General features: G+C 64.2%; 10 protein-coding genes. 3 read left to right on the top strand and 7 right to left on the bottom strand.

What is annotated here, in order from left to right; all coding sequences use genetic code 11:
- Positions 1–37: 37 nt before the first annotated feature.
- From EDL96_RS05255 to EDL96_RS05240, 4 genes are all read right to left on the bottom strand, one after another.
- Positions 38–868, bottom strand: coding sequence for a hypothetical protein (locus EDL96_RS05255; protein ID WP_123824757.1), 831 nt, complete (start codon positions 866–868; stop codon positions 38–40).
- Between the two features lies 1 nt (position 869).
- Complete coding sequence (locus EDL96_RS05250) at positions 870–2,864, bottom strand: hypothetical protein (RefSeq protein WP_123824756.1); 1,995 nt, start codon at positions 2,862–2,864, stop codon at positions 870–872.
- Between the two features lie 96 nt (positions 2,865–2,960).
- Positions 2,961–4,118 (bottom strand): non-hydrolyzing UDP-N-acetylglucosamine 2-epimerase, encoded by a 1,158-nt coding sequence (gene wecB / locus EDL96_RS05245; RefSeq protein ID WP_123824755.1) that lies wholly within the window; start codon positions 4,116–4,118, stop codon positions 2,961–2,963.
- 99 nt (positions 4,119–4,217) lie between these two features.
- Positions 4,218–4,904, bottom strand: coding sequence for a response regulator (locus EDL96_RS05240; RefSeq protein ID WP_123824754.1), 687 nt, complete (start codon positions 4,902–4,904; stop codon positions 4,218–4,220).
- Positions 4,905–5,089: 185 nt separating this feature from the next.
- Here EDL96_RS05240 and EDL96_RS05235 point away from each other — a divergent pair, with 185 nt between their 5' ends.
- The 3 genes from EDL96_RS05235 to EDL96_RS05225 all read left to right on the top strand — a co-directional run bounded on the left by EDL96_RS05235 (position 5,090) and on the right by EDL96_RS05225 (position 7,398).
- Positions 5,090–5,296, top strand: a complete 207-nt coding sequence (locus EDL96_RS05235) for a hypothetical protein (RefSeq protein ID WP_123824753.1) — start codon at positions 5,090–5,092, stop codon at positions 5,294–5,296.
- 106 nt (positions 5,297–5,402) lie between these two features.
- On the top strand, positions 5,403–6,617 hold the full coding sequence (locus tag EDL96_RS05230; protein ID WP_123824752.1) for a sensor histidine kinase: 1,215 nt from the start codon (positions 5,403–5,405) through the stop codon (positions 6,615–6,617).
- A 109-nt stretch (positions 6,618–6,726) separates the two neighbouring features.
- On the top strand, positions 6,727–7,398 hold the full coding sequence (locus EDL96_RS05225; protein WP_123824751.1) for a hypothetical protein: 672 nt from the start codon (positions 6,727–6,729) through the stop codon (positions 7,396–7,398).
- On the opposite strand, the gene EDL96_RS05220 is transcribed toward EDL96_RS05225, so the two are convergent.
- The 3 genes from EDL96_RS05220 to EDL96_RS05210 all read right to left on the bottom strand — a co-directional run bounded on the left by EDL96_RS05220 (position 7,395) and on the right by EDL96_RS05210 (position 11,358).
- Positions 7,395–8,174 carry a hypothetical protein gene (locus tag EDL96_RS05220; protein ID WP_123824750.1) on the bottom strand — a complete coding sequence of 260 codons (780 nt, stop codon included), beginning with the start codon at positions 8,172–8,174 and terminating at the stop codon, positions 7,395–7,397. The two genes, EDL96_RS05225 and EDL96_RS05220, sit on opposite strands and share 4 nt — an antisense overlap.
- A 184-nt stretch (positions 8,175–8,358) precedes the next feature.
- Positions 8,359–10,011 (bottom strand): ABC1 kinase family protein, encoded by a 1,653-nt coding sequence (locus EDL96_RS05215; protein WP_233568701.1) that lies wholly within the window; start codon positions 10,009–10,011, stop codon positions 8,359–8,361.
- An 84-nt stretch (positions 10,012–10,095) separates the two neighbouring features.
- Positions 10,096–11,358, bottom strand: a complete 1,263-nt coding sequence (locus EDL96_RS05210; RefSeq protein WP_199732538.1) for a hypothetical protein — start codon at positions 11,356–11,358, stop codon at positions 10,096–10,098.
- Positions 11,359–11,449: the final 91 nt, after the last annotated feature.

The following is an 11,449-nucleotide window of genomic DNA, read 5'->3' as shown; positions in this document are numbered from 1 at the left end:
GATCTCCGGAATCACTTACGGGGCCACGTCGTCGGATTCACCCGTTCAGCAATTCGAGGGTCTTCTCCCGCGACAAGGGATTGTGACCGGACTCCTCATCAAAATACGTGTGCAATGTCGAGTTACCAGCCACCAATGGACTTTTCTTCAGGAAGTCCACCCAAATGGGCATTTGAATGTCCCGGTCGTACTGGCTCGCCAGGTTCACCCAAAAGTCGATCTGGAGCGGAACCCGCCCCCTCGACAAATGGCGAAGAACATTCGTCCGATAGGGCCATTTTCTCCGGACGTCAGCGGCCAGATGCCCCGGAAACCGCCGCGTCAGGACATCACGGACCTGGTGGGGGTACCACCGCGTCCAGTCGAACTGGGCGTTGTTCACGATTGCTCGGGCTCGGACGTCGTAGGCCAGGCAAGCCAAAGCGCCAAATCCACCGGCCGAAGACCCGAAGTAGGTCCGCTGCTCCGGCCGCGGGGCGCCGAGGGACTTGGCCAGCAAGAGGATGACCTTGGTGGTCAGGTGCGCAGGCCACACAGGGGGACCGGCCTGCAACCAGTTGAGCGAGATGGCTTCCGGTCCCACCGTACCGGGGTCACACACGAAGATCTGGCTGGCCTGGATGTCCGGCCACCAGGAAGAACGCTGGAAGATCGGCCGACCCTCGGAACGTTCCAGGTCGACCGCACCGTTGTGCAGGATCACGAGTCGAGGACTGTCCCGGCGCACGACGAGCAGGGGAAGTATTGACTCGGGTAAGGCGACATCCACCCTGACAGGCTCGTCCAAGGGGAAAGACTCGGCCGTCAGCGCTGCAACGTCGTCGAGCGCGACGGTTAGCGCGGATTCAACGGCCTTCAACCAGTTCATGTCAACCCATTTTATCGGTGGTTGGCATGGGAACCGTACCGAGCCCCTCGTCGTCCCTCAGCGAGTCGACATCGGGCAGGCAAGGTGCCGTGCCTGTGGGTGTTCCACCGCCGATACCTCCAGGGTCGAAGCGCAGGTGGGACAGTTGGATCCGGGTAGCGTTCTGCCAAGACAGCCTGTCCCGAGCTTTGTGAACCGTTATGCACAACCGGATCCGTTGGCCGCATCGAACATCGTGTACCGCGATGGGAATTCGCCCGACGCGGTACGCCCCGGGGAGGGTCAGCACCACGCGGTCATCGACCGTCACGCTGTAGGAGAAGGAGCGGTCCTTGCCGTCCCCGGACCAGGTCTTGTGCATGTCGAAGAAGAGGTCCCCGTTCTCCGTGCAAACATGCACGGTGCGGTGCACCTGGGTTCCGGCAATGAAGTTTTCCAAGGGGACGTACGCGGACCAGGATTTCATGTCCTCCGGCACCGCCACGGCATGCTCTCGCCCGGAGGGGTCACGGACGATCAACGGGTGATCCATGGGCCACGGCTCCTCCGTGACTGCCGCGCTGGGGACCACCGACGCCGCAGGACGGGCCGGTCCAGGGTGCTCGGTTGCCAAACTGCCGGCGGACAAGCGGGTGTCCCGCGCCACTTCGTAGAGGTTCCTGGTGTCACTCATGCCGAAGAAGTTCAGCACGGGGACAGTGGAATTGATCAGTTCCCCGAACGCGTACGACTCCGCGCGTTGCCGTCGGCTGAACGCCAACAAAGGCTCCAAGATTGCACGTGCACCGATCGGCACGTGCGTGTCGAACGCCAGATCGATTTCGTTGTAGACCTCGCTGGCCCAGCGACCGTTGCGGTATTCCCAGTGCGTCAGGTCGCTGGGAAGATACCCGTGCAGGTCAGAGGAGAGGAGATAGGTCTCCAAGGACCGGTCGAAGTGATCTGCAAGGCTCTCCTTCGGAATCTGGACGCCGGTCGCTGTCGCGCGTTTGACCAACCTCGACCTGACCGCGGCCACAACATCCGTGTCTTCGGGAGCAGCCCATTTGTGCTGCGCTATCTCGAAGGCATTGCCGCGCACGACCAGCAGGTCCGGTTCCGAAAAGTTGGTCAGGTAGTGCGGCAAGAGCCAGCGGCCGTGCACGCCGAGGCTGTTACGGTCGCAGGCCAGAGATTCTTCCGGAGTCAGCGGACGAACACTCTTGTCGGCACGGTAGATGACCCGATGATCCAATCCCAGTAGATCCACCAAGGGCCGGACCAATCGGACATCACCGTTGAGGGCATGGTCCTCGCCGTCATCTGCCGCAGGACTACCCCCGTAGGTGAAGCAGGGGATCGCCGACATCCAGGGCAGGGACAGCGCAAGGACACACCGGGAATCGGCACCTCCACTCAGCGCAAAGCGCAGGGGCGTCACCCCTCGCGCCACGAGTTCCATCTGACGTTGCCACAGCTGCTGCACCCGTACCAGGCGGTCTTCCTCGGAGCGGGCAATCCATGGGTTCGGTCGGAAGGGCCAATGGCGCTCAACCTGGCCGGACAGGACCTCGATCCGGTGGTTGGGAGGTAATGCTTTTCCACCCGTGAATGGGGAAAGATCCCAGGTGTGCGAGGCCTTTACCACTCCGGATGGTTTCAGACCGAAAGTGGATGCCAGGAGATGAGCATGAGAAGCTGCTCCGCCGCCTCCCGCCATGTAGTACACGGAACGGGACCCAACTGCATCGTGATAGATCCATAGTCCGGTCCGACTCACCACCAGGATCAGATGGCGGCCCGCCATCAGGTCCAAGCACTCGAGGAACGCCGATTCCGAATCGTTCAAGGCGTCGGCCAAACGAGCGGCTGCGTCTTTTGTGCGGCTCAGGTTCTCGTCGGTGTCCTCACCGAGGTAATACGCTCGCCCGTGGACCAGCACGATGGTGCCGTCCTCAGCTTCGGCTCGCTGAAGCGGGCGTCTGGAGTCGTAGTGCAGCTCGAACCCACGGCTCAAGGGCAGTCTTCGAAAGCTGGGCGGCAGGTTTTTCGCCAGACCGGCCGGCGCCAGACAGAACCCGTACGCGTAGGTCTTCGGATGCACGACTACCCCTTATCCACTGACCCCCGGGTTGAAGTCCTCCAACCGGTCGCCCAGGTCGAACATCTTCTCGATGGCTGCAATGGTACGCGCCGCCGCTTTGCCGTCGCCGTAGGGATTCACCGCATTGGCCATGGCGTCGTAGATCGCATGGTTGTGCAGGAGCGTGTCGACCTCCTCGACGATCCGCTCCTCGTCCGTTCCGATGAGCTTGACCGTTCCGGCGGTCACGGCCTCCGGACGTTCCGTGTTCTCGCGCATGACCAATACGGGCTTCCCCAGCGACGGCGCCTCCTCCTGCACCCCACCGGAGTCCGTGAGGACCACGTCGGCCACGGACAGCATGCGGGTGAACTCGCCGTAGGCCAGGGGTTCGGTGACGTGAACGTTGGGCTTGCCTTCAATGGCGGGAAGCACGGCTTCGCGAACGACCGGGTTCCGGTGGGCCGGCAGGACGATGGTCAGGTCCGGTTCGGCGTCGGCGATCCGCGCCAACGCCCGCCCCACGCCGCGCATGGCCTCTCCTTGGTTCTCACGACGGTGCGTGGTCACCAGGAGCGTCTTGCCCGACCGCTGGGCGATCTCCTCGAGCTGCGGATCGGTGAAAGGCAACGCTTTTGCCACCGTGTGATGCAGGGCGTCGATCACGGTGTTGCCCGTGACCACGACGTCGTCGCCGTTGATCGACTCCGCCTGGAGGTTTCGCTTGGAGATGTCCGTGGGCGCCAGGTGCAGGCTGGTGATCTGCGAGGTGATCCTCCGGTTGGCTTCCTCGGGGAAGGGGGAGAACAGATCGAAGGACCTCAACCCGGCTTCGGCGTGAATGACCGGGATACCCCGGTAGAAGGCGGCGATCGCGCCGGCCGTCGACGTCGTCGTGTCACCCTGAACGATCACCGCATCCGGTGCAGACTCTTCAAAGATCGCGTCAAGGCCTTCGACAGTCCGGGTGAGCACACCGTTGAGCGTCTGCCGTGGCTGGATGATGTTGAGGTCGTGATCGGGCGTGATGTCGAAGATCTCGTTGACCTGATCCAGCATTTCGCGGTGCTGCCCTGTCACGGTCACCACGCAATCGAACGAACTCGACTCCTGCAGGGCCTTCACGATCGGGGCCATTTTGATGGCTTCCGGTCGAGTTCCGTAGATGGGCATGATCGTCAAGGTCATGGAGATCTCTTTCCTCCGCTGAATTCAGCAAATCGGTCGAGAGACGGGGCTGTCATGAAGCACAAGCAACCCTACATGCCGCAGACTGCCGCGGGTTCGTCACAATTCGACCATGCCGGCCCTGTGGGCAGAAATAACCAACTGCAACCGGTCACGGACGCCAAACTTGTTGACCAGATGCGTTACGTGTAATTTCACGGACTTTTCCGTGATGCCCAAAGTTTCCGCAATCTCCTTGTTCCGGCAACCTGTGGCCAACTGCCGCAGGACTTCCGCCTCCCGTGCAGTCAGGGTGACGGCGGGCGGCAGTTCGTCGCGTTTGTCGGAGTCCCTCAGGTGCCCCACAACGGCGTCCAACGCGGTGGGGGAGAGTTCGGCCCGGCCCGAGACTGCGCGCCGCACGGTCGTCAGAATCCGCTCCGGGGGATCGGACTTGAGGACGTACCCCAGGGCGCCGGCGCGCAGAGCCGGCACGACGGCGTCGGCGGTCGTGAACGTGGTGATCATGACCACCCGGGTCCTGGGCAACACCCGCAGAAGTTCCGCCGTGGCCTCCACACCGTCCACACGGGGCATCTGGATGTCCATCAGGACAATGTCCGGGCGGAGGCTCTCGGCCATCTGCACCGCTCCGCGTCCATCCGAAGCGGTTCCCACCACCTCCATGTCATCGGCACTACCGACGTAGACCGACAGCGTCTCCCTGACCACCGCCTCGTCATCGGCGATCAGGACCCGGTACTGAGTCCTGGATGCCCGGGTCTGCCGCTCCAGATGTGCCTCCATTTTCACGCCCTCACCGACGGGTTTCGAGATATTTGCCTAGCCCGTGACACAAACGCAGGTCAAGCGGGTGTTTTTCTCCATCACCAGAATATCCTTAGGGCGTGCGCACAGGGTGCTGACCAGTAGGAACAGTCCCTGCGAGACCCGCACGCGAGTCAAGTCTCCCACTCGAGCAGGAGTTACCGATGTCCATTCTCAACCGTTCCCGGAAGGCCGCAGCCGCGGCCGCAGTTGCTGGATCGTTGTTCATCAGCGGTGGCCTGGCCACCGCTGCCATCGCACCGTCCATCGGTGCCACCCCGTCCCCTACAACCTCCTCGTCCGTGGTGGAGGCCGAGCCGGGGGTCTTTGTGAGCCTCCTGTGCCAGGCTTTCGGCCGCTGCAGCAGGTGACGTGAGGACAGTATCTGCCTCAACGGGTCCGTTGGCCGTAATTCATCGCCGTTGGCCTGAATTACGCGTCACGGACCCGTTGCCGGTCCCAGGCTTCCTACGCATCGTGGCCAGTGTTCTGGTCGGGATCCTCGGCCTCTTCGACCTGATGCGGTTGACCAGCGATCTGCAGTTCTTTTCCATGACCGGCGGCACCCCGTGGCTCGAACTGCTCGCAATCGTGGCAGGGTCCTACATTCCCCTGATCGCCACGCTCATCGGCCCACGGTTGGGGACGGCAACCATGACGTTCGCCTATGCTATGGCGCTGGTCACACAATCAACCTTCACGGTGATTGTCCCGGGCGTGGCCTGTACCCTGATTCTTTGCATGTGGCTCCGGTGGGGCGTTGGCACCACTGTCGTTGCCACTCAGTGGCTGGCTGCACTGGGTCTGGGAACGTTCGTCCGGGACCCGAACACGTGGGCCGAGGCCCTTGCTTTGTCGGTTTTAGTCGGCTTCGCGGCTCTCCTGGGTTTCACCATTCGCTTCTTCAGGTGCCGGACCCTCCTGTCCGCGCGCACCATCGCCCGCTTGGAGCATGAGGCCGCCATGGTCCGCACGGCCGAGCGCCAGGACCTTGCCCGCGAGCTTCACGACCTCGTGGCCCATGACGTGACGGCCACGGCCCTGCGTGCCAACGCCGGACTGCTCTCCGAGGACCCTGAACTCCAGCGCACGGCCCTGCGAGACATCGCCACCGGTGCCAGCGGAACCATCGCGGACCTGCGGCGCCTGGTGAGCATCCTGCGGGAAGAACCCGTGGGCATCTCCGCCACACGGGTTTCCGCGAACGACGACGGCGCCCAAGGCCCACGCTCCGGTGGCCTGGCCCCACCCACTCCCACCATGTCCTCTGTGCTCACCAGTAGTGTCCAGTCCCTCAAGGACTCCGGCTTCGAAGACATCGAGGTGCGGGAGGGCACGGGGTGGGAGCGCGTCGCGACCTCCGTGCGCTCCGCATGTCAGCGAGTGGTCCAGGAAGCGTGCGCGAACATCATCCGGCACGGATCCACGTCCGGGCCGGTGCGGATCCGCGTGGAGATCACGGGGGAATCCGGAACGGATGCCCGAGCGGAAGTCGAAGTGTCCAATGCCCTCGCCCGCACCCGTCGTCGTGAGAAGACCACCCCGGAGGCCGTGCTGAGCACCGGAGGATTCGGGCTTCTCGGTCTCCGTGAACGTGTGTCGGTCTTCGGCGGGGAGCTGATGAGTGGTCCGATAGACGGACGGTGGATCGTCCGGGCACGTCTGCCTCTTCAGGAGATCGACCTCCGATGATCGCAGGGGCAGGCACCTGCGCCGTCATACTGAGGTCACCTTGCGACCGTGCGCCGGACCGCCACGAGACCGCACAACCATCGATCCGTACAAGCCCAATGGTCACCTCATGAAGCTCAGTCAGTCCGTCGGTTACTCAACGATCCAGCTCAAGATCCAGGATGCCACCGGCCACAATGTGATGGTCAACCGGGACGTGTTGCGTCGTACGTACAGCTCCCTCAAGGTTCTCGTGGGTCACTTCTACGAGTCCTCGGTCTCCGCCGACGGTGCGCGTCCTCCCTTTGCGATCTCGTTCATCGAGTCCCAGAACGGCTCCGTCGTGTTCACGATCGAACCTCCCGACCTGCGCCGCGCGCGACACATATTGCCGACACTGGGACGGCTCTCCAGGTTCCCCGCCAGGCCGGCGAAAGCCGCATGGCCCGTGGCTGCCGGAACGGCCCTGCGCGACGCGGTACTCCTGGCCCACGCGGCATCGTTTGTGATCGAGAGCAAGTCGCCCCGCAGTGTTCCCACGTCCACGCCCGGACTGAGCGATCTGTTGAGTTCGCTTGGGCCGCAGCGTCTTCGCTTGCCCAATGCAGTTGCCGAAGCCTTGGGCGACCCCTACATCCAACGGGTACTGCGGGAGTTGTTCGTGGCCGTGCGAGAGGAGGGCGTGGCGTCGATCGTCATCGGCCTGGAGCCCAACGCACCCGAACGCAGGGTCGAATTCGTGGTGCCGGCCGCCGACGACGTGATCCGGTTCGTCGAGGGCGGCCCCCTGACATCGGCTTAGTTCGGCCGCCCCATCCCCGCAATACCCGTGCTGAAGGCCTGGCGCCGGGTTGTGCGAGTCAGCATCTCCCGCAGGGGGACGTCGTCCATCTCGATCATGGCATCGATGCTGTGGAAGTCTGCGGCCGCCAGAATGTGATGGAACCCTTCAGGCAGATCCACGACGGTCTCCATTCGCCTCGCTGGGTCCGACGGGTCATTCACGAGCACGAGTGAGCGCAACCCGGGGTCATACAACGTGGCCAGCAAGGCCCTATGGGTCGCGGCTGCCTCCGGCGTCCCGTCGAACAAGTTCGAGATGAACCCGGGGACCCGGACGGTACGGCGGTCGTCGATCACCATGGTGGAAAAGCCGTCCGCATCGGGCTCCGAACTGATGCGGACCTTGGTTGCCACCAGGATCAGCGGGAGGATCTGCACGGTCACGGACACCAATTCAGCACCCCACCGGACCCACCGGGCCATCTGGTCGCGTTTGGCTGCAGGCACGGGTGCGATCGCCCGGGTCAACGGGGGGCGGGGGTCCATGAGGTCCATGTCGATCATGTAGGTGCCCGGGGTCGTCGAACGGTAACTGATCCGGAGTTCGGGCAGATGGTCTTCGAGTCCGTCCTCCTTGGCAAGACGGACCAAACTGCGGTTCATCAACCCCAGCATTCCGTGGCGGGTCCTTTCCAGGACGGCGTCCTCCGGGGTGACGGGCCCGTCGGCCCCTTCAAACCGCACCTCGGCGTCGACACGGGCGAGCAGGGCTTCACCGCGCCGTAGTTGACTCATACGGCTCTCCTCGTCGGCCGGCGGGCAGTGCACGGCCGAGTCGCTTGAATAACGGACTGCGTGCCGTTGGGGCGGCAGGCAGCTACGCAGTGAGTTTACGGTCGTCACGGGAGAGATGTATTCATTAGACTGCAAATAATCGGTGTGTGACCCGCTCGAGATTGGCTTGCCGGGGCCTGTCGGCTCAGCTGGTTCGACGACGACGCGCACGCAGTCCTGCGACCAGTCGACGGGTGCGCGGAGCCGCCGTCGAAACCGCGAGGTAGCCGGAGAGCACCCCGATGGTGCCGGTTCCACCGACGAGCAGGGGAATGCGGAGCCCGCTGAATCGGTCCGGGTCGGAGGCGACCACGTGGGACATCCCGTTGACGGTGGCAGCGATCACGGCACCCGCAATGAGTTGATGTCCGATCTTCTCGGTCTGGTCGAGCAGCGGCTGCAGTTCGTCACCGCGCAGGTGGACGTCGAACCCTCCGTGTTCGAGCACCGTGAGCACGCGGCGCATCACGTCCGGCGCCTCGGCCCCCATCTGCACGGCGTCCTGCAAGAGGTCACGGACCCGGCCCACCAACGCGTCCGGGGACAGACGCTTGAGCACGAACCGTTGAGCGTACGGCTGCATGACCGCAACCAGGTCGAACTCCGGGTCCAGGCTTGTCCCGATGGCTTCCGCCGTCAGAACCATGCGCAGGAACAGTGCGGATTGGCGGGGCAACCGGAGCCGGTGGCGGCGCAGGGTGGCCACCAGATCCGTCATGAGGGCGCCGATCCGCACTTCCTGGAGCGGCCGGTTGGCGTATCGCCGCAGCATCGCTTCGATGTCGCGCTCGAGCTTGGCGCGGTCAAGCTGTTCCCCGGAAGTCTCCGTCAGGGCCAACAATCCGCTTGCAGCCCGGCGGACGTTGCCCTGGACCACACCCATCATCAGTGTGACCAGTGAGTCACGGAACTCCTCGGACAGCGTTCCCACCATGCCGAAATCGATCATGGCGATCGACCCGTCCGGTTGGACGAACAGGTTGCCCGGATGCGGATCGGCGTGGAAGAACCCGTCCTCGAAGATCATCTTGCACAACGCGTCCGTGGCGGTCACGGCCACCTCGTGGCGGTCGAGTCCGGCGTCGTCGAGCGCTGCGATGTCGCTGATCTTGAGCCCGGTCATGCGCTCGGTGGTCAGGATGCGCGTGGACGTCGCCTCCCAGAACACCTCCGGGACGATCACGGAAGGGTGGGCGCCGAAGATCTCCCGCATGCGCTCCGTGTTGCGGGCTTCCGTGAGGTAGTCCATCTCGTCACGCATGGAGGCCGCGAACTCGTCGACCAGCCCGATGAGGTCCTGGTACTGGACTCCCGGCCAGTACCTGGTGAGCAGGACGGCAAGCTCACGCAGGATCTCCAGATCCCGGTTCACCTCGCCGACGATGTTCGGCCGCCGAATCTTGACCACGACCTCGGCGCCGCGGAAGGTAGCCAGGTGCGCCTGACCGATCGAACCCGTCGCCAACGGCACCGGGTCGATGTGTTGCAGGATCTCCTCGGCCGCTGATTCGGGTTCCTCGCCCAGCATCTCGCGGATCACGTCGGGTGGGATGGGAGGGGAGGAATCCTGCAGGAGCGCCAGTTCTGCGGCGTACGCCGGCGGGAGCAGGTCGGGACGGGTGGAGGCCAACTGCCCCAACTTGACGAACGTCGGGCCGAGTTCCTCCAGAGCCAACCGCAGGTGCTCCGGCTGAGGCTGGATCTTCTGAGGATCGATCAGACGAACCTTGCCCAGGTACGAACGCCACTCGGGCTTGAGCCCACCCAGCGCGAACCCGAAGCCGTGCTTCGAGAGCACTTCGAGGATCTGAAGAAGTCGTTCTCGCCTGGAGATCATCCGTCTCTGTCAGTCATCCGTGTCAGCCCTGTCTGTCGGTCGGGGTCAGGAATCGTCGCGCTCGGCGGGGATCTCCGCCGGAGTGGAGGTGGTGTTCGCCGAGGTGGAGGTAGTGTTCCCCGGTGTGGAGACCTTGGTCGTGGGGGACTTGAGGGGCCCGAACAAAGAGCGCAGGTACGCCGCCATCCCGCCCGTGGCGGCGGCCACGATCAGCGCCAGGGCGGACACCAGCGGCTCACGCCCCAGGAAGAGCACGGCCGCCAGCACCAACAGCACGGTGGCTGCCAGAAGCACCCACACCGTTGCCCGGCTGCGTCGGGTCCAGGTCGCGTCCGATGCCGCCCACGCACTTGACCCGGCCGTGGACGTCGACCCCGTGTGGGTGTTGCCGGTCGACCGGGCGGGGGCCACGGGATGCCCGGAGGCAGCCATGCCCTTGCGCCACTTCCGGGAGTTCTTCCCGCGCTCGGCGTCGGTCGGCACGTAGGCATTGGGAATCTCGTAGTCATCCGCTTCGGGCACCAACTCGTCGCCCACCCGCGGCAGCTCTTCGAACCAGGCCGCGTCGATCGCCTCGGGGCGAGCCGCCTGAACGGTCAGCGAGACCTCGTAAGCCGATCCCCGGATGGTGCCCCAGGCCGCTGTCAGCAGGTTGTGTTCGAAGGCATGGCGGATGACCGGAATGAACTGTTCCGAGAGCTGAGTGGAGAAGCGCCCGACCACCTGACGTTCGTGCAGCACCTCCACGATGTCCACGTGTTCACCGTGGGCGGTCCGGACCTGGTTGACCTCAAGGGTCAGGAACAGCCGGGCTTCTCCGGACTTGGGCAGAATCGCGTGGAGGTAGGCGGCGTGGTCCTGTTCGTCGAGCACCTTGATCGAAGGGCCCTGGGGGAGCACGGTCGAGCGCTGCGGGGGTGAGTTGACGGGAAACAGCAGGTCCGGAGGGGAAAGCTGCACGCGTGCCGACGCATCGACTTCCGGAGTCCCGTCGGCATCCACCAGCGATGCCTTGATGATCACGGGCGCCGTCGCGGCGTATCCGGATGCCACCACGCGAGTCACGGCCGGCCAGTACCGGACGGCGTCGTCCTTGGCGAGGTGCCCCACCTGGTTGTCGTCCACGCGCACGGAAATGGTCTGTGAATCGAACGGATTGTCAGGTTCGGGAACCAGGGTTGCGGTCCCGGCAAAAGTCTCCACCATCCCGTACGGCAACGAACCGAACACGCGCAGGATCTCCGCGTCGTAGAAGTTCTCCGTCACGATCTCCAGAGAACCGCGGTCGTTCAGGGCATAGGTGGTCATGGTCTCCCTTAGGCCTGAGAGATGGGGAAGCGTGGCCCGCTGGCCAGCCACGGGACGTTGGTGTCCGGACGAGTCCGGACGCAGAACAGTC

Origin of the sequence: Kocuria soli, assembly GCF_003797835.1 — a bacterium.
Classification (GTDB): Bacteria; Actinomycetota; Actinomycetes; order Actinomycetales; family Micrococcaceae; genus Kocuria; species Kocuria soli.
The sequence above is the reverse complement of the archived record's forward strand: the minus strand, read 5'-3'. Positions and strand labels throughout refer to the sequence as shown.

Coding starts and splice junctions, on each gene's coding strand:
- EDL96_RS05235 (WP_123824753.1), top strand. CDS start 5,090: ATGTCCATTCTCAACCGTTCCCGGAAGGCCGCAGCCGCGGCCGCAGTT.
- wecB (WP_123824755.1), bottom strand. CDS start 4,118: ATGACCTTGACGATCATGCCCATCTACGGAACTCGACCGGAAGCCATC.
- EDL96_RS05210 (WP_199732538.1), bottom strand. CDS start 11,358: ATGACCACCTATGCCCTGAACGACCGCGGTTCTCTGGAGATCGTGACG.
- EDL96_RS05255 (WP_123824757.1), bottom strand. CDS start 868: ATGAACTGGTTGAAGGCCGTTGAATCCGCGCTAACCGTCGCGCTCGAC.
- EDL96_RS05225 (WP_123824751.1), top strand. CDS start 6,727: ATGAAGCTCAGTCAGTCCGTCGGTTACTCAACGATCCAGCTCAAGATC.
- EDL96_RS05220 (WP_123824750.1), bottom strand. CDS start 8,174: ATGAGTCAACTACGGCGCGGTGAAGCCCTGCTCGCCCGTGTCGACGCC.
- EDL96_RS05240 (WP_123824754.1), bottom strand. CDS start 4,904: ATGGAGGCACATCTGGAGCGGCAGACCCGGGCATCCAGGACTCAGTAC.